This window comes from Embleya sp. NPDC025285, assembly GCF_055558835.1.
On sequence record NZ_JBVHLU010000068.1, the window covers coordinates 23,242 to 47,238 of the forward strand.

The 23,997-nt window shown below is 69.9% G+C and carries 24 protein-coding genes, 5 tRNA genes and 1 pseudogene; 21 read left to right on the forward strand and 9 right to left on the reverse strand.

Annotation, left to right across the window (positions count from 1 at the left end; genetic code table 11):
• The first annotated feature begins 396 nt into the window (after window positions 1–396).
• Window positions 397–1,404, forward strand: a complete 1,008-nt coding sequence (locus ACZ4FV_RS34655; protein ID WP_465324237.1) for a protein NO VEIN domain-containing protein — start codon at window positions 397–399, stop codon at window positions 1,402–1,404.
• Window positions 1,405–1,705: 301 nt separating this feature from the next.
• Here ACZ4FV_RS34655 and ACZ4FV_RS34660 read toward each other — a convergent pair whose 3' ends face one another.
• Both ACZ4FV_RS34660 and ACZ4FV_RS34665 read right to left on the reverse strand, forming a co-directional pair.
• Window positions 1,706–2,947, reverse strand: a complete 1,242-nt coding sequence (locus ACZ4FV_RS34660) for a helix-turn-helix domain-containing protein (RefSeq protein WP_465324241.1) — start codon at window positions 2,945–2,947, stop codon at window positions 1,706–1,708.
• A complete protein-coding gene (locus tag ACZ4FV_RS34665) occupies window positions 2,937–3,266 on the reverse strand; it encodes a putative quinol monooxygenase (RefSeq protein WP_465324245.1) in 330 nt (109 codons plus the stop codon). Before ACZ4FV_RS34665 ends, ACZ4FV_RS34660 begins: the two co-directional genes overlap by 11 nt.
• A 398-nt stretch (window positions 3,267–3,664) precedes the next feature.
• Between ACZ4FV_RS34665 and ACZ4FV_RS34670 the strand changes: the two genes are divergently transcribed.
• The 14 genes and pseudogenes from ACZ4FV_RS34670 (at window position 3,665) to ACZ4FV_RS34735 (ending at window position 14,246) form a co-directional block, all read left to right on the forward strand.
• Window positions 3,665–3,994, forward strand: coding sequence for a hypothetical protein (locus ACZ4FV_RS34670; protein WP_465324249.1), 330 nt, complete (start codon window positions 3,665–3,667; stop codon window positions 3,992–3,994).
• The gene (locus ACZ4FV_RS34675) at window positions 3,991–4,329 is read left to right on the forward strand and encodes a hypothetical protein (RefSeq protein WP_465324252.1); all 339 of its coding nucleotides are present in this window, start codon (window positions 3,991–3,993) and stop codon (window positions 4,327–4,329) included. The genes ACZ4FV_RS34670 and ACZ4FV_RS34675 overlap by 4 nt, the downstream gene beginning before the upstream one ends.
• Window positions 4,326–5,168 carry a hypothetical protein gene (locus ACZ4FV_RS34680; protein WP_465324257.1) on the forward strand — a complete coding sequence of 281 codons (843 nt, stop codon included), beginning with the start codon at window positions 4,326–4,328 and terminating at the stop codon, window positions 5,166–5,168. Before ACZ4FV_RS34675 ends, ACZ4FV_RS34680 begins: the two co-directional genes overlap by 4 nt.
• Window positions 5,165–5,467 (forward strand): hypothetical protein, encoded by a 303-nt coding sequence (locus ACZ4FV_RS34685; protein ID WP_465324262.1) that lies wholly within the window; start codon window positions 5,165–5,167, stop codon window positions 5,465–5,467. The genes ACZ4FV_RS34680 and ACZ4FV_RS34685 overlap by 4 nt, the downstream gene beginning before the upstream one ends.
• An 87-nt stretch (window positions 5,468–5,554) precedes the next feature.
• Window positions 5,555–5,965, forward strand: a complete 411-nt coding sequence (traA, locus tag ACZ4FV_RS34690) for a plasmid transfer protein TraA (RefSeq protein WP_465324304.1) — start codon at window positions 5,555–5,557, stop codon at window positions 5,963–5,965.
• Window positions 5,966–5,978: 13 nt separating this feature from the next.
• On the forward strand, window positions 5,979–8,066 hold the full coding sequence (locus ACZ4FV_RS34695; protein ID WP_465324266.1) for a hypothetical protein: 2,088 nt from the start codon (window positions 5,979–5,981) through the stop codon (window positions 8,064–8,066).
• Window positions 8,067–8,229: 163 nt separating this feature from the next.
• Window positions 8,230–8,532, forward strand: coding sequence for a DUF4031 domain-containing protein (locus ACZ4FV_RS34700; protein WP_465324269.1), 303 nt, complete (start codon window positions 8,230–8,232; stop codon window positions 8,530–8,532).
• A gap of 91 nt (window positions 8,533–8,623) precedes the next feature.
• Complete coding sequence (locus tag ACZ4FV_RS34705) at window positions 8,624–9,049, forward strand: RapZ C-terminal domain-containing protein (RefSeq protein WP_465324271.1); 426 nt, start codon at window positions 8,624–8,626, stop codon at window positions 9,047–9,049.
• Window positions 9,046–10,059, forward strand: a complete 1,014-nt coding sequence (locus ACZ4FV_RS34710) for a hypothetical protein (protein WP_465324273.1) — start codon at window positions 9,046–9,048, stop codon at window positions 10,057–10,059. Before ACZ4FV_RS34705 ends, ACZ4FV_RS34710 begins: the two co-directional genes overlap by 4 nt.
• Window positions 10,056–10,922 carry a bifunctional DNA primase/polymerase gene (locus ACZ4FV_RS34715; RefSeq protein WP_465324275.1) on the forward strand — a complete coding sequence of 289 codons (867 nt, stop codon included), beginning with the start codon at window positions 10,056–10,058 and terminating at the stop codon, window positions 10,920–10,922. Before ACZ4FV_RS34710 ends, ACZ4FV_RS34715 begins: the two co-directional genes overlap by 4 nt.
• Before the next feature lie 42 nt (window positions 10,923–10,964).
• A complete protein-coding gene (locus ACZ4FV_RS34720) occupies window positions 10,965–11,177 on the forward strand; it encodes a hypothetical protein (RefSeq protein ID WP_465324277.1) in 213 nt (70 codons plus the stop codon).
• A gap of 139 nt (window positions 11,178–11,316) precedes the next feature.
• Window positions 11,317–12,557: pseudogene (locus ACZ4FV_RS34725) on the forward strand (DUF3631 domain-containing protein).
• A 205-nt stretch (window positions 12,558–12,762) separates the two neighbouring features.
• A complete protein-coding gene (locus ACZ4FV_RS34730; RefSeq protein ID WP_465324279.1) occupies window positions 12,763–12,978 on the forward strand; it encodes a helix-turn-helix domain-containing protein in 216 nt (71 codons plus the stop codon).
• Window positions 12,979–13,046: 68 nt separating this feature from the next.
• Entirely contained in the window at window positions 13,047–14,246 is a 1,200-nt protein-coding gene (locus ACZ4FV_RS34735; protein WP_465324281.1) for a tyrosine-type recombinase/integrase, read from the forward strand.
• A 79-nt stretch (window positions 14,247–14,325) separates the two neighbouring features.
• Here the strand turns inward: ACZ4FV_RS34735 and ACZ4FV_RS34740 are convergent.
• Window positions 14,326–14,400 (reverse strand) — tRNA-Val (locus ACZ4FV_RS34740).
• Window positions 14,401–14,513: 113 nt separating this feature from the next.
• Window positions 14,514–14,966 carry a TIGR02611 family protein gene (locus ACZ4FV_RS34745; RefSeq protein WP_465324283.1) on the reverse strand — a complete coding sequence of 151 codons (453 nt, stop codon included), beginning with the start codon at window positions 14,964–14,966 and terminating at the stop codon, window positions 14,514–14,516.
• Between the two features lie 345 nt (window positions 14,967–15,311).
• On the opposite strand from ACZ4FV_RS34745, the gene ACZ4FV_RS34750 reads away from it, so the two are divergent.
• Window positions 15,312–15,725, forward strand: a complete 414-nt coding sequence (locus ACZ4FV_RS34750; protein WP_161356292.1) for an SsgA family sporulation/cell division regulator — start codon at window positions 15,312–15,314, stop codon at window positions 15,723–15,725.
• A 421-nt stretch (window positions 15,726–16,146) separates the two neighbouring features.
• Here the strand turns inward: ACZ4FV_RS34750 and ACZ4FV_RS34755 are convergent, their stop codons facing one another.
• The 4 genes from ACZ4FV_RS34755 to ACZ4FV_RS34770 form a co-directional block, all read right to left on the reverse strand.
• Window positions 16,147–16,644: a hypothetical protein gene (locus tag ACZ4FV_RS34755; protein ID WP_465324285.1), complete on the reverse strand. Its 498-nt coding sequence runs from the start codon at window positions 16,642–16,644 to the stop codon at window positions 16,147–16,149.
• Between the two features lie 232 nt (window positions 16,645–16,876).
• Complete coding sequence (locus ACZ4FV_RS34760; protein ID WP_395872044.1) at window positions 16,877–17,605, reverse strand: GNAT family N-acetyltransferase; 729 nt, start codon at window positions 17,603–17,605, stop codon at window positions 16,877–16,879.
• 93 nt (window positions 17,606–17,698) lie between these two features.
• On the reverse strand, window positions 17,699–18,523 hold the full coding sequence (locus ACZ4FV_RS34765; protein WP_395872046.1) for an aminotransferase class IV: 825 nt from the start codon (window positions 18,521–18,523) through the stop codon (window positions 17,699–17,701).
• Between the two features lie 99 nt (window positions 18,524–18,622).
• Window positions 18,623–19,681 (reverse strand): chorismate-binding protein, encoded by a 1,059-nt coding sequence (locus ACZ4FV_RS34770; protein WP_402236673.1) that lies wholly within the window; start codon window positions 19,679–19,681, stop codon window positions 18,623–18,625.
• Between the two features lie 450 nt (window positions 19,682–20,131).
• Between ACZ4FV_RS34770 and ACZ4FV_RS34775 the strand changes: the two genes are divergently transcribed.
• The 5 genes from ACZ4FV_RS34775 (at window position 20,132) to ACZ4FV_RS34795 (ending at window position 22,843) form a co-directional block, all read left to right on the forward strand.
• The gene (locus tag ACZ4FV_RS34775; protein ID WP_465324288.1) at window positions 20,132–22,060 is read left to right on the forward strand and encodes a DUF4328 domain-containing protein; all 1,929 of its coding nucleotides are present in this window, start codon (window positions 20,132–20,134) and stop codon (window positions 22,058–22,060) included.
• 344 nt (window positions 22,061–22,404) lie between these two features.
• Window positions 22,405–22,477, forward strand: a tRNA-Gly gene (locus ACZ4FV_RS34780).
• A gap of 49 nt (window positions 22,478–22,526) precedes the next feature.
• Window positions 22,527–22,600 (forward strand) — tRNA-Cys (locus ACZ4FV_RS34785).
• A gap of 37 nt (window positions 22,601–22,637) precedes the next feature.
• Window positions 22,638–22,709, forward strand: a tRNA-Val gene (locus ACZ4FV_RS34790).
• A gap of 59 nt (window positions 22,710–22,768) precedes the next feature.
• Window positions 22,769–22,843: transfer RNA gene (locus ACZ4FV_RS34795), tRNA-Val, on the forward strand.
• A 68-nt stretch (window positions 22,844–22,911) separates the two neighbouring features.
• On the opposite strand, the gene ACZ4FV_RS34800 is transcribed toward ACZ4FV_RS34795, so the two are convergent.
• Window positions 22,912–23,931 (reverse strand): helix-turn-helix transcriptional regulator, encoded by a 1,020-nt coding sequence (locus tag ACZ4FV_RS34800; RefSeq protein WP_465324291.1) that lies wholly within the window; start codon window positions 23,929–23,931, stop codon window positions 22,912–22,914.
• Window positions 23,932–23,997 lie beyond the last annotated feature (66 nt).

Below are 23,997 nucleotides of genomic sequence, written 5' to 3' on the forward strand. Positions count from 1 at the left end.
CGGCGGCGGTGCGGCGGTGCGGCGGTGCGGCGGTGCGGCGGTGCGGCGGTGCGGCGGTGCGGCGGTGCGGCGGTGCGGCGGTGCGGCGGTGCGGCGGTGCGGCGGAACGAATCACGGGCAGCACAAGTCACGCAGTATCGGAGCGCCGAAACCTGAACGGTGAGAGCGCTCTCACGACATGCACAGGAGCCTGTCCTCCCCAAGCATCCCTGTCAATACTTCAACCCCTGAACGCACCACCCCGACAATCCACCCCCCACCTAAAACTCCTGAACCCCCATCCCGCCCACCGCCCGACGCCCGCTCACCTCAAGGGGTCCTGAAGCGTTACGTGTCGGAGCCGCGGTGTGGAATGCCCGTGACACGTATCGCCTGGCAGCCGCGAAGGAGACCCTCATGGCGCTGCTCGACGACTTCGGCGACCCCCTTGTTGCCGCCTTCACTGTGGAGAACACACCTGAACGAACCGATCCTCACCACTACGACGTGGTACTCGCTTCGGCAGGCGGGGGCACAGGCGTGGCACGAAACCGCGATTACACGCAGGCACTTGAGCTACTGCTTCGCCGACTCGGCTCCCTGCACGGCCATCTCCTCGATGCCGCGGTCGACAGCCGAGATACCGCACGCAAGAAGCTCTCCCTGGAGCAACGGCGCGTGCTCTCGCCGAACTGGGGCATCGTGGACTTGTACACCGTCAACGACTTCAAGGGGCTGCGCCTGGCACTGACGCGTCCACAGAAGGAGATCGGGGCGAAGCCGGGTTCGAAGGGATCGAATGAACGCCGGCGGCTTCGTCTCACGGTGAATGTCCCCGCGGTCGAGAGCGCCGAGCGCCTGGAACAGGTTCTCAATCACCCGGAATCCGTCGAGACGGCAAGCGGCGCCGAGACCGGAATCGACGGAACCGGTGTCGGTGTCGGTCATGCTCCTTCGCCCTCACCCTTTCGATCGGGGGAGCCCGAGTCACAAGGCGATGGTGGGTCGTCTCGAGGCCAGGGTCGTTCGGCCGACAGTGCCGCGAATCGCGCTGTCGAGATGCGAGCCATGCGGCTGGCCGAGGATCGCTACCTTGCGGAAGGCTGGACGGTGGACGTGGTTGCGAACACCAGCAGTTGGGACCTCACGTGCCGCAAGGACGGCGCCGAAAGGCACGTCGAGGTCAAGGGGATGACCGGCACCCCGCAGGGGATCCACCTGACGGCCAACGAAGTCAAGCACGCCCACTCCTGCACGAACTCCGCCCTGTACATCGTTCACGGAATCGTGTTGCACCACTCCGACGACGCTGTCACCGCCGATGGCGGCACGGAACTCCGCTGGGACCCCTGGATCATCGATCTCGACCGAGCCAAACCGACCCAGTACCGCTATGACCTGGTCGGCCTCGACAGCGACGAGTGATCCGAAAGCCGTCACCGCCAGGCGCCGTCGGTTGGGCCCGCAAATTCGGTTCCGAAGCGGATGTGGTGTGTGAGCGCGGCAGAGCCCCGGATCATTTTCATGATCCGGGGCTCTGACCTGTGTGGGCGATACTGGGATCGAACCAGTGACCTCTTCGGTGTGAACGGTGTTCCGTGGCTCGACTACCAGTCGTGGACTGCTCAGTGGCCTTGGCGGCTCGCCTTGGTCAGTCCGCCGACGTCCGCGAGAGTCCCCAGCCGTTCGCCCCGGATGGCTCCCCTTGTGGCTCCCCCGGCCCTACCTAGTCCATAGCTGCGGAACGCTCAGCCAAGGCCAGCAACTCAGCGGGAGCTGAGCGGCCAGCGATCAAAGTGAGTTCGCGGATCGTGCTTCGAGATGCGGTGTGGCTGCGCACCGTTTCGGGAGCAAGCTCCTCTGCCTGAAGCAGGCATGCCACAGCTTCGCCGACGTGGCGACGTTGAGCATGGGCGCGTCCGAGATCCATCAGAAGGCGCGAGCGTCGTTCCGGAGACAGCCGATCGGCGGCAATGCGTTCGCCGATGGCGAGAGCTTCGCCAGCGTCGCCAAGGTCAACTGCCGTGGAAACCGCTTGGATCTCGACGTTGGTCGGGCCGAATTCGAGGTTGAAGTCATTCCGGTCAGTGCCGAGTCGTTCAGCAACCGAGCGTGCCGCTTCAATCTCGATGCGGGCCTGGTCACGATCTCCCGACCGAGCGCTCACCAAGGCCAAGATCAAGTGGAGTGATCCGAGTACGGAGAGTCCTTCGGGCGAAGCCAACTCGGCATCGCCGTGTGTCTCCAGCGCGCGTACAGCTGTCGCCGCCGCGTGCTCGGCTTGGTCCAGCCGCTTGAGTCTGACAAAGGCTTGCGCAAGGCGGTAGATCCCGGCGAACACGGGCAGCACCGCCCCGGCTTGTTCAGCGGCCCGGATGGCGCGGTCTGCTGCAATCCATGCCGCATCAGCCTCGTCTTGACGCACGAAGGCGGCAGCCAGAGCTTGATAGACGCGTGCGAGCAGGGCGTACAGGGTCGGCTGTTCATCTTCGGGCGCGACCCTCGCGGACGCTTCCAGGCGATCGAGCAGGGGACCCACCAGCGCACTGAGTTCGGCGAACTTCGCCTCGTGGGTGAGGGTCCAGAGTTCGTCTACCTGATTGCTGAGTTCCGCCAGTGGAGCGCGTTCCAGTGTTGCCCGGCGCGCCAGCAGCGCGACGAGAGCCGGATGGCCGGAGATCGTCAGTCGCGCCGAGTCGAGATCATTGGGCCCTTCCGGCGCGACGGCCGGTGGCACTGAAGCCACAGGGGCATCGGGGTTCAAGGCTTGGACCGAGACTCCAAGCGCGTCGGCCAGTAGTTGCAGAACGTCGAGTCGCGAGACCGGTTGCACGCCCCGTTCCACTTGGGAAACCCAACTCGGAGTACGGCCCACTGCTGTGGCCAACTCCGTCTGCTTGATGCCGCGTTGCTTCCGAAGCGCGGCTACACGGGAGCCGAACGCCCTGCGTTCCTCGTCAGACGCCACGCGCCACCTCGTTGGGGATGCCCTTACCGGTCACGGACTCCAGGAAATCGACCTCAACGGACTCGATGTACTGCTCGCGAGCTGCGAGGAAGCGCTGTACGTGCGGCTGCCGCTCGTGCTGGTCAAAGGCGGCTCGGTCCACGTACAGCTCATAGAAGATCCGCTGAAGCGGCTCCCCGTCGACTGCGTGGCTCACGTAGATGAGCGTTCCGGGTTCCAGCTTCCGAATGTCGATCAAGGTCTCTGCCACAAGGGCGTCAAAGGCTTGCACTGCCGCTTCGTCGCGGGCAGTGAAGCGCACGTTCAGGCCGAAGGCCACGTCTCGCTCCTTTCACAGGGCAACAGCCAGTCTCACATGGTCGATGTTTTCCTGCGACTAACAGTTTCTCTTGACTCACAGTTTTTCTGCGAGTACGTTCGCAGTGCTGCTTCACTCGCTGAAGCGGCCAAAAGCACCATGCGACCTGCCCGGGACGGCGGCTCAGCCGCAGGCCCGTAAGCGCCGGGACGGCTTGTTCCTTGAGAACTCAACAGTGTGACGAAAGAGGCCGAAACGAGTGTTTTTGGTCCTCGGCGCGCGGCATCACCACGTGCGCCGGGGGTCACGGCCACTCGTCTCTGAAGACGGGGCACACCGATGTGTGCCGGGGCGACCGCTGATCCTTGGCGGGAAGCGGTCGCCCCGTGGGTCGCGACTCCGACACAGGGAGTACGACCGTGAGAAGCATTGTCGCTGGCCGCTATGCGGCCACGATCGCCGAGTTCGCCGAGTTGGCGCTGGGCATCGACTGGGCTCTGTTTGACGGGGAGCCCGGCGAGACGCCGGAGGAGGAGGCGGCGCGGCTGGGCGCGGCGCGGGACATCCTCTCGGACCTGTGGGCGACGGATCGTGAACTGGCCCGGCAGGTGGAGCGGATGTTGGCCGGGTTGTGGGCGGTGGACGCGGGGACGGCGGTGTGCGCCGAGATGCTGGCGATCGCGTCCGCCCCGTCCGTCCCGGCGTCGCCCGCCGACAGCGAGGTGTACGAGGGGGCGTGGGCGGCGTGAGGCGTGGATGGTGCGCCGAAGCGGCGCGGGCGTTGCTCGAGTTGGAGACCACGGGGCCGGTGCTGCCGCCGGTGGGCGCGTGGGAGATCCAAAGCAAGACGGGCCCTGGCTACGTGCAGTTCGTGGAGGTGAACGGACACCTTTACGTCGAACTCGACAGCGAGACGAACCGTCTGTCGCTGGAGTACATCGCCGAGACGCTCGGCGGGGACCTGCGGGAGTTCCCCGTGACTGCGGACCACTACGGGTTGGACGTCGCGTTCACGTTCGCCGGGGTCCGGTTCCGGGTGTGGACGCTGATGCCCGTGCCGGAGCCCGCCGAGGAGTCGCGATGACGGATCCGCGCATCGTGACTTTGCGCCGGACCGATCGCGCGTTGACGGTGGCGCTGTTGGTCGTGGGCGGGTTGGCGTTGGTGTTCACGTGTGTGAACGTGACGCTGTTCGCGATCGAGCACGGGACCGCGTGGTACATCGCGTGGTTGCTGGACCCGATGGTGTCCCTGTCCCTGGGAGCGGTGCTCGTGGCGGACGGGTTCCTCGGGGATCGGCCGGGCGGGAGCGCCACCGCGCTGCGTCTGTTCGCGGGGTTGGCGACGTGGGCGATGAACGTGTGGGGGTCGGTCTGGCCGGACGGGTCGTTCGGTGTTCCTCGGGATCCGGACGCGGCCGGGATCGTTCTGCACTCCGTTCCTCCGGTGTTGCTGATCCTGCTGGCCGAGGCGGTGACGGTGTACCGCCACCGGATCGCCGACCTGATCCGGCTGTTGGAGGAAGAGGCCGTCGACCTGCGGCGGGAGCACCCCGAACCCGCGCGGGACACGGCGGATACGGCCGTTTCCGAGGCGTTCCCGCCTGATCCTCCCGCTGTTGCCGGGATCCCGGCGTGGGCACCCGATCCGGGGCCCGCCCCGGTCGTGGCGGAGACGCTGCCGGACACGGTCTCGGAAGCGGACATGCGCGCGGTGTTCGCGTTGCTGGACGAGTCCGGTGAGCGTGTCTCCTACCGGCGCGTGATGAGCGAGATCGGCGTCGGTTACCCGAAGGCGAAGGCCATCCTGGACACGGCCCGTGCGCTCCGGGGAACGCGCTCCCCGGGCTCGACGGACGCGGCCCGGTTGAGCCTGGTGCCTCCGGCGGACGAGCCGGAGTGGACGTCAGGCGGCGCGCTGTGAGGCCCCCGATCGTCGGCGCCCGGCTGTGGGACGCGGTCCTGCGACGTGAGGACGGCACCTGCGGGTGCGCCGGGGAGTGCGGCAAGCGCCACAAGGAGAGCGGCGGCCGGTGCGACAGGCACGACGCTCTGATCGTGGCGCCGCGCGACCTCACGGTGTCGCTCGCGATCGCGGTCGGACTCGGCCCTGCCGAGCTGACCACCTGGTGCGAGCGATGCCACCTCCCGGCGAAGAACGCAGCGAGGAAAGCCGCAAGTGTCCGCCGCGCGGCCCCTACCAAGACCGAAGCGCTGTTCTGACCGGTTTCTCTCGCACCCGGGCCGCAGGTCGCGGCCGGGTGTGGGGGAAGCGGGGTCAGCCCTGCTCGAACCACTGCTCGAACCCCCATCCACACTGCATTCACGAGGGAGGGCCCGATGGCCCAGCAGCGGCGTAAGGGGTCGGCTCAGGAGATCCTGGGCGACCCGGAGTTCATGACGAACAAGAGCATCCGCGACTACTGCAACGCGGGCCGCTTGTTCTGCCGGGACGGCTCGCTCGAACTCGCCATGGCAGCCGAGGAGTTGCAGGCGGTCCTGTCGCAGATCCGTCCGGTGGACGCCCGCATGGCCGGGCGCGCCGGGGTCCGGCGCGCCAAGGACGTCTCGCGTCACCTGACCATCGCCGCCGGGGCGCTGCGCTACGCGGCCGGGTCGATGGCCAAGGCGTACGCCTCGTTCCAGAAGAACTACGCGCCCGAGTTGCAGGCCGCCGGGGTCAAGCCCAAGGCCGCGCCCACGTTCAAGTTCGAAGCCTGAGAGGAGAGCGACCGTGGCAAGGAAGTCCAGCCCGTCCAAGGGCCGTTCACCGATAGCCACCCCGGTGGACCAGGCTGCCAAGCACCTCACCAGCCGTGCCGCGCCGCTGCTGCCCCCGTGGGCGATCGCCGCCGGGCTCACGATCCCGGCGGCGCTGGCGCACGACACGATCGGCACCAACCCGGCCGCGACCGCGCTCATCGGCGCGGCCGGTGCGGGAATCACGGTCGCAGCCTGGTCCGAGGCGTCCAAGCGATCGCCGCGGCTGCGGACGATGGCAACCGTCTCCGCCGGAGCGGCCAGCACCTACCTGACGGCGGCCACGGTGGCCGGGCCGACATCGCCGAACGTGGCCCTGTTGCAGGCCCTCGGCGGCGGCGCCCTCGCCCTGTGGTGGAACCTGCGGCACGCCCTGCGCAACAGCGCGTCCGAGGGTGCCGGAGACGGTCTGCTCGACCTGGTGGGGCTGGCTCGTACGCAGGTCGTGAACGGGCGGGCGGTGGGCGGCGAGGTAACCGCCGAACTCCAGCTTCCCCGCGGGGAGATGGTCCCGGACGACGTGCAGAAGAGCATCCCGTACATGGCGGGCGCGTTGGGCACCTCACCGGCCGCGATCCGGGTCACCCCGGACCGTGACGACCACTCGAAGGTCACTCTCTCGGTCACCCCGGTCGACCACCTGCGCACGTCCGTCATCTATCCGGGGCCGTCCCTGCCGGGGCAGTCCATCGGTCGCCCGCTGCGGTTCGGGATGTATCAGGACGGTCGTCCGCTGGAGTTGTGGCTGCCGGGTACCGAGGACGAGGACGCGCCGCGCCCGCTGTCCCACATGCTCAGCACCGGCATGTCCGGGGCGGGCAAGTCGGGCAGCCTGCGGGTGCTGCTCGTGGAGGCGATGACCCGTTCCGACGTCGTGGTCTGGTACGGCGATCCCTCCAAAGGCTCCCAGAGCCTGCACGGCATCGGGAACGCGCTCGACTACTGCGAGACCACTCCGCAGGGCGTGGAGGCGATGCTCGACGTCCTTCCGGTCGTCGTCAAGGTGCGCGCGGATCTGCTCGGGCACCTGGGCTACGCGCAGTGGGAGCCGGAGTGCTGGACCAAGCACGGGATCCCTCTGCTGCTCGTGCACTTCGAGGAGTCCGCCGACGAGGCGGTCGCCGACCACCCGAACGTCGTCAAGGTCGCCCAGCAGGCCCGATCCACCGGGACGGTGCTGTCGTTCTCCCTCCAGCGCGCGTCGTACAGCGGCATCTCCACCGAGGTGCGGGCACAGTTCGGGACGTCGCTGATCTTCGGCGTCAAGGACGACACCGATGCCTTCACCCTGGACGACGCGGCCAAGGCCGCCGGGGCGTCGCCCGAGCAGTGGGCCGCCGACCGCGCCGGGATGCTCTACCTCCAAGCCCCTGGCGTGGATCGCGGGCGCTGGCCCATCCCCGCCCGCGCGTTCCGTCTGCCGCGCGGCGCCGAGGGCGCCGAACAGATCCGGCGCCTGCTCGCCGCGTACGACGCGGTACGCCCCAAGGGCGTGGACGCGGCCACGGCCAAGGCCGCCGGGCCGCGCTACGCGGCCTACAAGGCCCGCGCCGCACGCCGCGCCGGGACCGACGAACGGCCCGAACCCGGGCCCCTGCGTACCGCTCTCACCGAGCGTCCGCGCGTGCCCGCCCCCCTGGACGAAGCCGAGATCGTGGAGGCCGAACCCGTGGACGATGAAGCCGAGTTCGAGACTGCCGGGCCGCCGTACGCGGTGCCGCACGAGAGCGACCTGGACGCTGAGGCGGACCCGGACGGCGAGCTGGAGGAGCCGTCCCGGGTGGTACAGGTCTCCGAGCCGGAGTTCACGGCCAAGCGCGACGCGGCAAACGCGCTCGCCGAGATGGCGACCATCCTGGACGAGTTCAGGACCGAGGGCCGGGCGGTGTGCGCCCCGAAGGACTTCCCGAAGTCCCGTGTCGGACGCTCCCGCACCTGGGTCTCCCGCCGGTTGGCTGAGCTTGCGGACGACGGCCGAGAGGTCGCCGAGAACCCCGGCGGACAACTCGGATCCTGGCTCATCATCCCCCGCGACGACGCCTTCGAGGACTACGCCGCGTAGCCGTGCGGCGAGGTGTGCGCACGCGTGCGAAGCCGTGCGCACACCGTGTGGCCCTCGCGCGCACGCGCGCGCGTCGACCTGCACTTTCACCCGTGCGCACACCCCCACGCGTGCGCACACCCACACCCATGCACCACTACACAACGTAATCAACAGAGAAGGGATGGCCGATGTGACCGTCTACGTGGATGAGATCACCGACTACACCCTCGTGGCCAAGATCAAGGGCCTGCGGTACACCCACTGGTCGCACCTGACCGCCGACACCCGAGACGAGCTGCACCGGTTCGCGAAGCGGTTGGGTCTCAAGCGGAGCTGGTTCCAGAACGCGACCAACTACCGCTGGCACTACGACGTCGTCCCCTCGAAGCGGGCGCTGGCGATTCGCCTCGGCGCCGTGGCGATCGACCGCTACCGGCTCGCCGAACTCATGGCCGAGTGCCGATCCTCCGAACCGCCTCGCTGAATCCGCCCCGGGGCGACCGTCTTTCCGCCAAGTCCGGCGGTCGCCCCGGGCCCAACCCGAACCCTGCAAGGACCCGGAAGGGACCCCCAGCATGACAAACAATCACGGGCGGATCATCCGCATCGTGTCCTTCGGCTACGGACACGGCCCCGCCCCCGAAGCGGAGATCACCCTCGACCTGCGGCGCCGCTTCCGCAACCCGCACCACGACCCGACGATGAGGCAGCGCACCGGTCTGGACGCGGACGTGTACGCGCACGTCCTCGACACCCCCGGCGTGCGCGACCTCGCCGCCGTGATCGCGCTCGCCGCGCACGACCTGGCCCACGCCGTCCCCGGCCCGATCACGATCGCCTGCGGGTGCGTGGGCGGCAGGCACCGCAGCGTCGGCATCGCTCGCCTCGTCGCCGACATCCTCGGCGACGGGTGCGCGCGGATCGAGGTTGAACACCGCGACGTCGGCAGGGCCGTCCTGCCGTCCCCCGTCCACGCCACCGGTGACGGGGAGGGTCGATGACGACCGGTCCCGCGCTGCGGGTGTTGTCCCTCGGTGCCGGGGTGCAGTCCACGGCTCTGTTCCTGATGTCCGCGCGCGGCGAACTGCCCAAGCTCGACGTGGCCGTGTTCGCGGACACCGGATGGGAGCCCGCGAAGGTCTACACCCACCTGGACCGCCTGGAACGGGAGGTGGCCGCATCGGCGGGCATCCCGATCCTCCGCGTCCGGGGCGGACGGGTGCGTTCCGACGTGCTCGACCCGGACCGGATGCGCTCCATCCCCGCCTACACCCTGGGCCCCGACGGCGAACGCGGCATGCAGAAGCGGGCCTGCACACAGCAGTACAAGCTGAAGCCGATCCTCGCGCAGGTCAGGGCGTTGCTCGGGGGACGCGTGACGGAAAAGCGGTGCCGGTACTGCGACGGCGCCGGGGAACGCGTGGCGCCGTGGCGGGCGCGACGCGGCGAAACTGCCGCCGGGGCCTGCTCGGTATGCGAGGGAACCGGCGCCGTCCACCGCGTGGGGCCACCCCCGCGACAGGCGTGGGCGGAACAGTGGATCGGGTTCTCCACCGACGAGATCACCCGCGTCAGCCCACGGGGCGACACCCGCTACAGCCGCTCCCGCCACCCCCTCCTCGAAGTCGGCATGTCCCGCACCCAGTGCTCGGCCTATCTGGACCACCACGGGTGGACGGCGGTGGAGAAGTCCGCCTGCATCGGCTGCCCGTACCGCAGCGCGGCCGAGTGGCGGCGCATGCGCGACACCGACCCCGAATCCTGGGCCGATGCCGTGGCCTTCGACGAGGCGTATCGGGAGGGCGCGGGCATGCGGCACCGCCGCTACCTGCACATCTCCTGCACGCCCCTCGCACAGGCCCCGATCGACCGGATCCGCCCGTCCGAGCATCACCAGACCGACCTGTTCGACGCCCTGTTCGAGGACGGGCTCGACACCGAGGACCGGGGCGGCTGCTCACCCTGGGGCTGCCACGACAACGACACGGTCACCTCGGGGGTGGCGGCATGAGCCGTCTCCTGCAAACCGCCCTCGAACTCGCCGAAGTCGGCCTGCCGGTACTCCCACTGCGGGCCGGGAAGGTCCCGTTCGGGAACTGCCTCGACTGCGCGGGCTCGGCCTGCGGCGGCCGACCGAACATGCTCGCCGCCGGACCCTGCCGGTGCGAGCGGATGTGCCACGCCTGGGCCGCCGCGACCACCGACACGGCCATCATCGCCTCCCCGCCCTGGGCCCGGGCATGGCGACAGGCCGTCGCTGTCGCCTACCACCCCGCCGGGGCCGGGCTCACCGTCGTGGACCTGGACGACCGGGAAGCGATCGAGTGGGCCCGCGCGACGCTGCCCGCGACCAGGGTGGTGGAGACCACCCGCGGGGAGCACTGGATCTACCGGGGCGCCACACGCTCCGCGAACCACGTCCGGCCCGGCGTGGACATCAAGTCCCGCATGGCCTACGCCCGTTGGCTCGGGTCCGGCGTCGGCCACGTGGCCACTCTGCCCGCAGCCGTGCGGGGCCTGCTGGACCGGGAAGGGCAAGAGACCACCCGGCCCCGGGGCGGGGTGGACTCTTCTGCCCCACCGACGCAGACCGGATGGGTGCGCGCGGTCGCCACCGGATGCCGCCACACCGAGACCTACGTCCGCACCGGCCTCGAACGCGGACTCGCCATCGTCCGCAGCCACGCCGAATCCGGCGCCGGATCCAGCGCGTACGGAGTCGCCCGGTTCCTCGCCAAGCAGCACGCGCGCTGCCCCGGACCGTGCGGACTCGACACCTTCGCCGAGGACATCGTCACGGCCGCGGTCGCGGTCGGTGTGCCCGAGCCCTACGCGCGCCGCGCCGTCCGCAACGGACTGACGACAGCCCCGTAACCCACCCCCACCGACACGCAACCCGAGGAGGGTCGCTCCGCCATGGCCGAGTTCCACATCGAATTCAAGGACGCCGCGGGCAAAACGCGCGGCAGCAAGAACTACAGCGAGCCGACCGACACCCACGCGCTGACCAGGGGACGAACCCTGCTCACGTCCGAACACCGCACCGACAGGCGCATCGTCCTCGCCACCGTCTCCCGCCGCACCCTCTTCCCCAACCGCATCAAGGAGATCGCCGACCTGAAGGTCTGACACCACCCGGGGCGGCCGACGAGCCACCGAACCCGCCGACCGCGCCGACCCCGTCTGACCCGGGAAGACCGACCCTCCCGAGTCACCACACGGGACCGGTCACATGGCAACGCCCCACCAGCGACAGGAGAACCACCCCATGACCGACACTCCGCCCACGATCGACGGGGCCGAACTGCTCGATGAGGTTGAGCGGTTCCACCGCCGGTTCAACGTGTTCCCCACGGAGGCCGCCTACGTCGCGGTGACCCTGTGGGACGGACACGCGCACCTGATCGACGCGTTCGACGGCACCGCCCGACTGGCGTTCCTGTCCCCGGAACCGGGGTCGGGCAAGTCCCGCGCGCTGGAGATCGTGGAGACGCTCACCCCGAACGCGGCCATCACCGTGAACGCGTCCGCCAACGCCCTGTTCCGCCTCGTGGAGGCCACCGCGGGAGCGCCGACGCTGCTCTTCGACGAGATCGACACCGTGTTCGGCCCCAAGGCCGGAGACAACGAACCGGTACGAGGGTTCCTCAACTCCGGCTACCGCCGCGGCGGGAACTCGCTGCGCTGCGTCGGGGACGGCTCCAACCAGAACGCGGGATGGTTCTCCTCCTACTGCGCCGTCGCCATGGCCGGACTGGGCTCGCTGCCGGACACGATCCTCACCCGATCGGTCATCATCCGCATGCGCAAGCGCGCACCGAACGAGAAGGTCCAGCCCTACCGGCGCCGCCTCCACGAAAGGGAAGGCCACGCCCTGCGGGAACGGCTCGCCGAATGGGCCGACACCGTCCGCGACGCGATCGCCGACGCCTGGCCGGAGATGCCCGAGGGCGTCACCGACAGGCCCGCCGACGTGTGGGAGCCGCTGCTGGCCGTCGCCGACGCGGCCGGTGGCCACTGGCCCGCCCGCGCCCGCGCGGCGTGCGTGGAACTGGTCAACGCGGCGCGAGAGGGCGACGAGGCATCCATCGGGATCCGGCTGCTGACCGACCTGCGCGACAAGGTGTTCCACGGCGCCGACCGAGTGCCCACGGCCGTCGTCCTGGAGATGCTCCTCGCGCTGGACGACAGCCCCTGGTGCGACGTTGATGACAGGCCGCTGAACGCGCGAATGCTGGCCAAACTGCTCGGCCAGTACGTCACCCCCGCCAACAAACCCATCAAGCCGCGCGCGATCCGCGTTCCCTCCGGCACCCCGAGGGGCTACTACGCGGAAGACCTCACGGACGCCTGGATCCGCTACTGCCCTCCCCCACCCCCGGAAGTCCGCAACATCCGCAACGCCGCAACATTGCAGGTCATCGGGGGCGAATCTGTGGCGGATAGCGCATAGCCATCCGCCACAGCCACGCGAAAGCCGCAACGGAATCGTCCCGGGCGGCGAGCTGAACCGTCCCGTCGATCGGTGCCGACACACCCCGGTGTGTCGGCACCGATCCGCAACACAACCGCTATCCGCAACAAGACCGAGCCGCTGACCTGCAATGTTGCGGTGTTGCGGATGTTGCGGATCTGGGAGGGAGGGGGACGACGGCCCGCCGCGCTGTCGTCCCTCGACTCCACTGACATCGATCGCTCCGACTTGGAGTCGCCCATGTCCACGATCGCCCCACCCCGATACGAGCCCGTGTTCTACCGCGTCCCCGAAGCCGTGAAGCTCCTCGGTCTCGGCCGGACCGTCGTCTACGAACTCATCCGCACGGGCCGCCTGCGCAGCGTCAAGGAAGGTCGCGCCCGATTGGTCCCGGCAGCCGCGCTCGCCGAGTACAGCGCGCTGCTGGAGCACGAAGCGAACCACGCCACCCGCTGATCCCCCGTTTGTCCACGGAGCCGCGTCCCTCGGGCGCGGCTCCGCTCATCGGAAGGCCGAGACACCGCATGACCGAGGCGTCGGAACGCCCTCGCAAGGCCGGAAACGGCGAAGACTCCATCTACTGGGATGCATCCAAGAACAGGTACGTCGGCGCCATCTCGCTCGGCTTCACGCCCTCTGGGAAGCGGCGCCGACCCAAGGTGTCCGGCAAGACCAAGACCGAGGTTCGCGCGAAGATCCGCGACCTGCGGAACGAGTTGAAGACCGGGGCCAAGACTCCGGCGAACTACACCGTCAGCAACGCGGTGGAGGATTTCCTTGTCCGGGGTTTGAAGGGCCGGGATCCGAAGACCGTCGACAAGTGCCGCAGCCTCGCGGACAACCACATCCTCCCTGCGCTCGGCCGGGCGAAGCTCAGGGATCTGACGGCGGACGACGTCGATGACTGGCTGGATGACCGCGCGGACCACCTGGCCTCGCGTTCGCTCAGCGAGGTGCACTCCGTGCTGCGGCGCGCCATCAAGCACGCCCAACGTCGGGACAAAGTGCTGCGGAACGTCGCGGAGTTGGTCACCGTGCCCGAAGGTCGCCCCGGGCGGCCGAGCAAGGCGCTGAACCTGGAGCAGGCGAAAGCCGTCCTGGCAGCCTCCGAGACGTCGCGCCTGCATGCGTACGTGATCGTCTCCCTCCTCGTCGGAGTGCGCACGGAGGAAGCGCGCCCGCTCACCTGGGACCACGTCCACCTGAAGCCGCCCGCGGGGACCGCGCCGCACCTTGAGGTGTGGCGATCGGTCCGGAGGCACGGCGACACCAAGACGCGGAAGAGCCGTCGCACGCTCGCCTTGCCCCAACAGGTCGTGGGCGTGCTGGAGCGGCATCGGGAGCGCCAGGGACAGGAGAGGATCGCCGCAGGGAAGAAGTGGCGCGAGAACGGCCTGGTGTTCCCCACCTCGGTGGGCACGGCGCTCGACGCGGCCGATGTCCGGCGGGGGTTCCGGTCGATCGTCAAGCGGGCCGGGCTGGCACCGGAGTGGACGCCGCGCGAACTCCGGCACAGCTTCGTTTCGCTCCTGTCCGACCACGGCGTCTCGTTGGAGGTGATCGCCCGAGTAGTCGGCCACGGAAGCACAACCACCACCGAGATCGTTTATCGCAAGCAACTTCGGCCCGTTATTACACAGGGGGCGGAAGCCATGGACGCCATCTTCATCGAAGATGCGGAGGATGCTCCGGAAGGCAGTGACGCGGCGCACGACAAGGGCTGATTCCGCCCCGGTGGCTCCCTGTTTGGCTCCCGGGCATACAGAAGGGGTGTCCGCAATAGTGCGGACACCCCTTCTGAGCTGGTGGGCGATACTGGGATCGAACCAGTGACCTCTTCGGTGTGAACGAAGCGCTCTCCCGCTGAGCTAATCGCCCGGGCGCAGGGAGAACATTACCGCATGGGTGGGGGAGGTCGCGCCCACCCTCCTCCGGGCGCGTGCGGCCGGGCGCCGGGCACCTCGTGGTGGTGGCCCGGCGGCCGGGCGGGGTCAGAAGGGGAGGGCCATTCCGTACTTCCACAGGTACAGGGCCACGGCTGCGGCGATCAGGACGAGGCCGATCGCGAGCATGATCATGTTGCGGCGGCGCGTCTTGGGGTCCAGGGCTCGGTTGGCGGCCTTGGTGACCTTGTCCTTGGTCCACAGGAGGGTGCGTTGGGCCCAGACGAACTCGGTGCCCAGGACGGCCAGGCCGAGGAAGATGACCGCCCAGCCGGGGCCCGGGAGCGGGAGCATGATGATGCCGCCGACGATGATCGCGAAGCCGATGACGGCGACGCCGATCTGCCAGGTCATGTGCAGTGGCTTCGAGCGCTTGATGAATGCGGGAGCGCGGGAGCCGAATGGTTTCGCCTGCTTGCCGGCCGGATCGCTCGGGGCGTCCTGGTCGGCGGCGGGTTCCCGTGTGGCGTGCGCGCTGTTCTCCGCGACCCCCGTGTCCATCGTTGGCCTTCCTCTCTCGTCGTACCGGCCGTCGTTCACCGGGCACCTCCGTCTGGCCTGCGGCCGGAGCCGACCATGGCTCGGCCTGGCTTGACAACGCTACAAGGGGGCAGACGTTCGGTGCAGGCCCGAGGGTGCGGAGCGGGTCCGCTCGTGGCATGAACTGAACGCCTGTTCCCTTCCGGAAATCATGCGGGCGAACGTTACACCTCCGCATCGCTCTTAAGGAGTACCCAGACGCCCGTATATCGGGCAGAGACGTTTACAAGAGGTCCGCAGGTGGGATGTTGCGAACGCCGACGTGCGAATCCCCGAGCGCACACTGAGCGAAAGGCCATGGCGCTTATGAACACCACGGTCAGCTGTGAGCTGCACCTGCGCCTCGTCGTCTCGAGCGAGTCTTCATTGCCAGTCCCCGCGGGACTGCGCTATGACTCGTCGGACCCGTACGCCGTGCATGCGACCTTCCACACGGGTGCCGATGAGACGGTCGATTGGGTCTTCGCCCGCGACCTTCTCGCGGACGGGCTGCGTCAGCCCTCCGGCACCGGCGACGTTCGTGTGTGGCCCTCCCGGAGCCACGGACAGAGCATCGTCTGCATCGCCCTCAGTTCGCCGGAGGGTGAAGCCCTGCTCGAAGCGCCCGCTCGGGCGCTGGAGTCGTTCCTGAAGCGTACGAACGCTGCCGTCACCCCCGGCAACGAGCATCGCTTCTTCGACCTCGACCGGGAACTTTCGCAGATCCTCGCCGAGAACTGAGCTCCCGGAACGGCGGGCACGCCCCTGTCCGCAGCGCCGGGTACGTACGTCACCGCTCCGCCGCACCCACCGTCCACAAGGTGGGGGCGGCGGAGCGTTTTCACGTCCTGTTACGGGACATCCGTCCACCCCTCCCCCGCCCGCCGCGACCGCCCGCTTCCGCCCGCGACCGCCGGACGAGTGAATCGAACACACCGAGCGATCGGTCGGTCCGAATACGTACACGATCCGCACATGGTGCAAACAAAGCGCGCAGTCGAACACATTTTCCGGCATCGGCATCGGCCATCGACATCGCGCGTGGGAATGCGTTCACATTCACCACCCCGGGGCGTGGCCTGTTGTGCACAGCGCGTGTTTCCCGGTTCATCCGGTAACCCACGTCAACCGGCGGTAATCGGCAAATCGGGATTCCCCGACTTCAGATCCCGCGCTTGCGCAACAGTTCCTCGATCTCCGCGAACTCGTCGTCGACCGCACCGCGCACCGCGCGCCGCGAGCGTGGAGCGGCGGCCGGCTTGGGCTGTTGGCTGCGGGGCAGGGCGCCACCCGCGCCGGTCCCGCCGGTGAGCGCGGACAGGTCCGAAGAGCCCGCCGTGCCGGTCGAGTCCGGGTTCTTTCGACCGCCGATCATCCGGGCGATCATCAGCAGCATCACGGCGAACGCGAGGATCGCGACGCCGCCCCACGCCTTGATCCCGAAGGCGAGGTCCGTCGCCCAGTCGGCGGCGGCGCTGCCCACCCGGCGGCTCAGTGTGGCCAGGCCGGTCAGGTACAGGCCGATCGGGAACAGCGCCGCGGCGGTCCACCGCGTCGCTGTCAGGAAACGTCGTTGGCGAGCCTTCTGTACCGCGATGACCAGGCCGAGACCCGTCAGCGCCATGCACAAGGCGCCGGTCACCACATCTGCGCCGGACATGCGCTCGGCCTCCTCGTTCGCAGCTTGTTCGCAGCTTCGTTCACGGCGTTCGACTTTCGAGGCGTTCGACTTTCGAGGTGTTCGAAGCCTCGAGGCATCGGTCCTCCCCCCATCGTCGCCGCCTCCGCCCCCGGACGCCACGATCGGCGGTCGGTTCAGTACTCGGGGAGGACACCGACCGCTCCATCTCCTCCCCGTGGAGTACATCCAGGATCAGGGATGTACCCCACCCTCACAGGATGGGTTTCCCCCAATAACGCGTGCGCGGCGCGAATCCCGCCGCTGTGCAGGCCTTCGTGTGGGTGTCGTCGGAGAGGTCGATGGCCATCTCGTGCAGGCCCTGGCTCGCCGTCACGTGGCCGGCCGCGCGGAGCAGCGTCGCGGTGGCCTCCGGGTTCGGCGCCGTCAGCGCCAGGATGACGCCGTGCGCCACCCACACGGCCGCGCCGTCGCCGAGTGTGTACGGCGCGGGCGCGGTGGGGTGGTCCAACCGGGCCTGCGCCCGGGCCTGCGCGGCGGGGGCGGCCCAGCCCGCCGCGCGCAGGCTCTCCGCGTAGCGGTGCAACTCCGCGGCGCACCACTCCTCGCGTTCGTCGGTGTCCATCATCCGCACACCGGAGGGCAGGCCGGTGGCGCGTACGCCGGCCGCGAGTCGGCGACTGTCGGGGGCGTAGCCCAGCGCCTGCACGAGGCCGGTCGCCGCCCGGTTGCCCTCGGGGACGGCCGCTGCCATCCGGGTGCACCGCCGGCCGCGCATGACCTCCTCGGCCGCGAGCATCGCGACGCACGCGTGGCCGCGGCGGCGGCGGGACGGCAGCACCTGGATGTGCAGGATCCATCCGGTGCCGACACCCCACGGGCCCAATGGGGTCAGGTGCACGCCGCCGATGGCTCGGCCGTTGGCACAGATCGAGTACACGCCGTCACGGCCGGGTCCGGCCGGTCGCAAAGTGGTCGTCATCGGGTGCCCCCGCCTTCCCGGGCGCAGCGCCCCGTTACCGGCAGTGCTGCCCGCGCGCGGACCCGGCCAACCTGGCCGGGCCGCGCGGGGTGATCACGGGTCGATGTCGGCGGCGGCGCGGGCCGCGAAGATCTCCATCGCCTTGCGGGTGAGCGGTCCGGGGGCGTCCGGCGTGTGCTCGTCGATCCGGTGTACGGCCTGGATGTCGCGCAGCGACGAGGTCAGGAACACCTCCTCGGCGTCGGCGAGCACGGCCAGTGGTACGTCGATCTCCTCGGCCCCGACCCACTCCAGCACCAACGCGCGCGATACGCCCGCCAGGCAGCCGGCCGACAGCGGCGGGGTGACCACGTGGCCGTCGAGTACGACGAACACGTTCGAACCGGTGCCCTCGCACAGGTTGCCCGCCGTGTTCGCGAACAGCGCCTCGCTCGCGCCGCGTTCGGCGGCGTACGCGAGCATCACCACGTTGTCGGCGTAGCTCGTGGTCTTGAGCCCGGTGGTCGGCGCGTGCTCGTTGCGGGTCCACGGGACGGTGACCACGGCCGTACTCTTGCCGCGGGTCTTGGCCGCGGCCAGGGCCACCACCAGGGTCGGCTCGGCGTCGCCGCGCTCGGAGCCCAGCGGCGACCGGCCGCCCGTGTAGGTGATCCGCAGTCGGCCGATCCCCGGCAGCGGGTTGGCCGCCAGCACCTCGGCACACGCACGGCGGATCAGGTCCGGGTCCGGCGCGGGCAGCCCGAGACCGCGCGCGGAGCGGGCCAACCGGTCCAGGTGCCGGGTGACGGCGAAGGCCCGCCCTCCGCTCGCCTTCATCGTCTCGAAGACGCCGTCGCCCACGGTCAGGCCGTGGTCGTCCACCCGAACCACCGCGTGCTCGTCGTCGACGAGGCGATCGTTCAGCCAAATCCTGCTCATGCGCCCTCCGAGGCGTCGCGCGGGCCGTGCACATCGTTCTTGTCGTACGAGGTCATACGGGTTGTACGGGTTGTACGGGTTGTACGGGTCGTACGGGTGCTACTCCGGTCCCGGCGGGTCCTCCCACCCGGGAAGGTGATCCCGCGCGCCCGGAACCTGATCCCGCGCCGCCACCGCGAGCAGGTTGCGGGCCTTGAGCTCGGTCTCGTCCCACTCGCGCTGCGGGTCCGAGTCGTACGTGATGCCCGCGCCCGTGCCGAAGTGCAGTCGGCCGTCCCGGACGAAGAAGCTGCGTATGCCCACCGCGAGCGAGCCGTCGCGGCGGTCCGCGTCGACCCAGCCGATCGCGCCGCAGTACGGGCCGCGCGGAACCGGTTCGAGTTCCTCGATGATCCGCAACGCGCTGCTCTTGGGCGCGCCGCTGACCGAACCGGGCGGGAAGGTCGCGGCGAACAGCTCCGGCCAGCCCACCCCCGGGGCCAACGTGCCCGCGACGGTGGAGACGAGGTGGACCAGGCCCGGGTGCTTCTCGACCACGCACAGGTCGGGCACGGTGACGGAGCCGATCGCGCTCGCCCGGCCGAGGTCGTTGCGCACCAGGTCCACGATCATCACGTTCTCGGCGTAGTCCTTGGGCAGCAGGTCGGCCTCGGTACGGCCGGTGCCCTTGATCGGGCCGGACCAGACCCGGTCGCCGGCCCGGTGCAGGTAGAGCTCGGGAGACGCGCACGCGACGTGCACATCGTGGTCGGGCAGCCGGATCACTCCCGCGTACGGCGCCGGGTTGCCGTGCGCGAGCAGGCCCGCGAGGCCGACGATGTCGGCGCCCTCGGGCAGCGGCGCGCCGAGCAGGCGACACAGGTTGACCTGGTAGACGTCGCCCGCGGCGATGTACTCGCGGATCCGGCGCACCCCGGCACGGTACGCCTCGGCGCCGAGCGAGTCGGTCCAGGTGTGGGCGGGCGGGCCGATCCACGGCGCGGGCGGCAGCGGGGCCGGTCGTACCTCGTCGAAGCGTGCGCACAGCAGGTCGCCCTCGAAGTCGGCGACGACGGCCCAGAACCCGTGCGAGTCCAGCGCGGCCGGGTCCCGCGTGACATCACGCAGGCCGGTGGCCAAGCGCCCGCCGAGGTGGGCGAGAGGGGGTGGCTGACTCACTGGTTCGTTCCGGGGGTCGCGACCGCGGCACCTGTGGAGGATCGGCGCGCGGATCAGATCGTCCATTGTAGAAGGCCGTCCCGGCGTCCGTGGTGGGCCGTCCCGAGGCTCCGAGCCGCCCGCGCGCGGCGGCCGGAAAGGGCCCGCCCGCCCGCATCGGACGCGGCCGGAACTGCCCCGAAACGATTCCGCGTTCCCGCGTGCCGGTCGGGCACGGCATGATGCGGCACGGTGGGTAGGAACCCGGCAGCCCCGAGTCCGGCGACCGCACCTCCCCGGTCGGTTCGCCCCGACCCGTCGAAGTCTCCACAGCACCACGCGATCGAAGGACGTTCATCCGTGCACTGTTCCGCCTGCGACACCTGGTCTACGCGGGCCGACCGCTGTTCGTACTGCGGCGCCGTCCCGGCCGCTGCCGCATCGCAGCAGCCCGGCGCCGGGTCGGCCCCCGTGGGCACCGGGCCCGCCGCGGCTCCCGCGGCGCCCATCCCGCTGGATCCGTACGCCGCGCCGGCGCCCGCTCCCGCTCCGACCGGCGTGTACACCGGTGTCTATCCGCACGCGCCCGGACAGTTCGCGCCGCAGGCCCCCTACGGCATGCCGGGAACGTATCCGGTCTCGCCGTACGCCGGCTGGCTGCCGCAGCCGTTTCGCGCCTTGCGCGGCATCGCCGTGACGTTGTACATCCTGCTGCCGCTGTCGGCGGTGTTCGCCGGGCTGTGCGCGGCGGCGTTCCTCCATCGTGCGGACGTCCTGCGGCAGATCGCCGACGCCGGTGAGCTCGGTATGACGGACGCGCTGCGGACGAAGGCCGAGGACTCGGACTCGCTCGTGGCCGCGGCGACCACGTTCCTCGTGTTGTCGATGATCGCGACCGCGGTGCTGTTCATCATCTGGATGTACCGGGCCCGCGCCAACGTGGACCTGTTCGGCCCCTCGAAGCAGCACCTTTCCACCGGATGGGCGATCGGCGGCTGGCTGGTACCGGTGGTCAGCCTGTGGTTCCCCAAGCTGATCCTGCACGACGTGTGGCGCGCGAGCGACCCGCGGACCGCCGAGCGCGGCGGCCGGACTCCCGGCCGCCTGCCGCTGCTGTGGGCGTGGTGGCTGTTGTTGGTCGCGTCCGGTGTGCTGTTCTTCGCGAGCCGGCTGTCCTACCCGCTCGACGAGGACATCGAGCTGTCCGACGCCGACCGGCTGCGCACCATCGACATCCTGTCCGGCGTCGCGGACCTCGTGCTGGTCCTGGCCGCCGTCGCGGCGATCTTCGTGGTCCGGAAGATCACCACCTTCCAGCACGAGCGCGAGGCGCTGGCTTTCGCGTCGGGTCTGACCCCCGGCGGCGTTCCGGGCGGGATGCCGGGGATGCCCGGGATGGCGGCCGGGTTCCCGACCGGGGCGCCCACGCCGTGGGCGGCCTATCCGGCGCAGGCGCCGACCGGCCGATACTTCGCGCCGCCGGTGCCGCCGGCTCCCGGGATGCCGGGCGTTCCGCCGGTACCGCAGGCGCCTTATGCGGTGGCCTCGGGTCCGGAGGCTCCGGCCGCGACTCCGGCCGCTGCCGCACCTGCCGCTTCGGAGACTCTGATTGCTCCGGTCGTACCGGTCACTCCCGACGCTCCGGTCTCGTCCGACGCTTCGGTCTCATCCGACGCTCCGGCTTCGTCTGGTACCGGTACCCCGGCTTCGTCCGATGCTCCGGACTCGGCCGACGCGACGACGGTCCTGCCGGTCGACGACGTACCACCGGCCGCGCCGGCCAAGCGCACGCCGCCGCCCCGGCCCGCCGCGGCGCCGACGGCCGGGATGGGGGTACCGGTCGAGGCACCCACCGTCGCCGCACCGGAGGAGCAGGTGTCCCTGACCAAGCCGGTCCAGGCTGCGGAGGACGCTGCCGCCGAGAGGACGGGCGTACCTGCTGCCGAGGGCGGGAGCGAAGGCGAGGCCGAGGCCGCGAGCAGGACCGAGAACACCGAGGACGAGGCGGAGAGCGAGGCCGAGCCCGGAGCCCAAGCCCCGGCGGAGCCCGCGGCCGAGCCGGCCTCGTCTCCGGAAGCCGCAGCCGACGGCGAAGAACCCCAAGCCGAAGCCGAACCCGTCGCCGAAGCCACGCCGACCACACCGCCCGTCGCCGACTCCACACCGGACGCCGGCGACGAACGGGGCGAAACCGACCGGGTTCCGCCCGTCGCTCCGACCGCCGAACTCCCCCAGGTGCCCGCCCAGGCCCCGGCCCAAGCCGACCGCGTCCAGGACGCGCCGTCGGCGGCACCGACCGACGAAACCGAGAACTCCGAGAGCGCAAAGAACTCCGAAGGCTCCGAGGACACCGGGGACGCGGCAGCCGAGCCGGCCCCCTCCGGCGAGCGCCGCGGCTGACCTGAGCACACCTGTCGCGGGCCCGTCGCAAGCCCGTCGCGAAGGGTCGACAATCCGTCAAGTGCCCGTCAAGCGCCCGTCGGAGATCATCGCAAGAACATCGGGAGACCGTCGAGGAGACGTCCGGGACATCCCGGCAGCTCCTCGACAGCCCCTCGACGGCCCACCCGAAGCCGCGCCGAAGGCCGGTTCGAACCCTGGTGGTTCGGGCCGGCCTCGGTCGTTTTCGCAGGTTGCGCGGGTCGCGCGGTGAGGTCCGCGGGGAATCGGTTTTTGTGATGGCCCTCGGATCCGCTAAAGTTCTCAACGTCGCCGGGACGCGGAAACGCAGCCCGGGCCGACAGGCGGACGTGGCTCAGTTGGTAGAGCATCACCTTGCCAAGGTGAGGGTCGCGAGTTCGAATCTCGTCGTCCGCTCGGAAGAAGTAGAGGAATGTAGTGGGTAACCACTATGGTTCCTTCACTTGGTGGAGTGGCCGAGAGGCGAGGCAACGGCCTGCAAAGCCGTCTACACGGGTTCAAATCCCGTCTCCACCTCCAAGAGACCCCGAGGCTCCGTGCCGAGGGTGAACTTCCCGCGCGATTAGCTCAGCGGGAGAGCGCTTCCCTGACACGGAAGAGGTCACTGGTTCAATCCCAGTATCGCGCACGCCGCACAACCGAACACGTACCACGCACCACGGGTCACCCGCAGTACGCAGTACCCTCGCGCGATTAGCTCAGCGGGAGAGCGCTTCCCTGACACGGAAGAGGTCACTGGTTCAATCCCAGTATCGCGCACCAGCAGTATCGAAGGGCCGGAAGATCTCGATCTTCCGGCCCTTCGACGTTGGTGACCGCGATGGTGTGGATCACACCCCCGGATGCTCATGCGGCGGGCTGGGTACGAAGTCGGGCGCGGCGAGTCGGGCCAGCGTGGCGCGCGACTCCTCGTCCTGCGGCACGTAGACGTTCAGCCGCTGCCCCGGGAACGCGGTCAGCTCCGACGAGATCGCACGTACACGCAGCACACCGACGTCCAGGTTTCGGAAGAGCTTGACCCGGGTGCGGGTGAGCGAGATCGGGTGGGCGGCCCAGGCCTTGGCGAACTCGGGGCTGGCCTCGATCAGTTCGTCGATGAACGCGGTCCAGACCGGATCGCCGACGTTGCGGGCGTAGGTGCCGCGCAGGACGCCGACCACGCCCTGGCACTCCCGGCTCCACTCGTGGAACGGGTTGCAGCACTCGGGCCGGGTGAACAGCTCCCAGATCATGTTGCGTCGTACTCGCCGCGTCACCGTCAGGGCCGGGAAGACCTTCGCGAACAGCTCGTTGAAGGCCGGCACGTCGTAGCGCCCGTTCAGCACGACCGCGGGCAGCGTCGCGAAGTCGTCGAGCAGGGCCTGGGTGTCCGCGTCCACCTCGTCCTCGGCGCGCAGCGTCGCCGTGCTCGGTACGCAGGCCAACCGCTTGACGTGCTCCACCTCGACGCCGTCCAGGCGCAGCGTGCGGGCGATGCCGGAGATCACCTGCGCGCTGACGTTGATCGGGCGGCCCTGTTCGAGCCAGGTGTACCAGGTGACGCCCACGCCGGAGAGTTGCGCGACCTCCTCGCGGCGCAGGCCCGGGGTACGACGTCGGCGGCCGACGGGCAGGCCGACCTGCTCCGGGGTGATCCGCTCCCGGCGGCTGCGCAGGAACGCGCCGAGCTCGGCGCGCGACGCGGCGCGGGCGGGTCGGACGTACTGCGGTGTGGGCCGGTCGGGCTCGGCCGGTCGGGGCGGGTCGACCCGACCGGCGGCGGGCCCTTCCGGGGTGGTCCGGCTCTCTTCCGGGGCGCCCGGGCTGCCTGTCGAGGTGCTCGGGGCGTCCTCCGGTCGGAGTCGTCCCATTCCCGGAGGTCGCGTTCGGGGAAGGCATCGAGATGCGGGCGGGCGGTCATTCGCCCATCCTGTGCT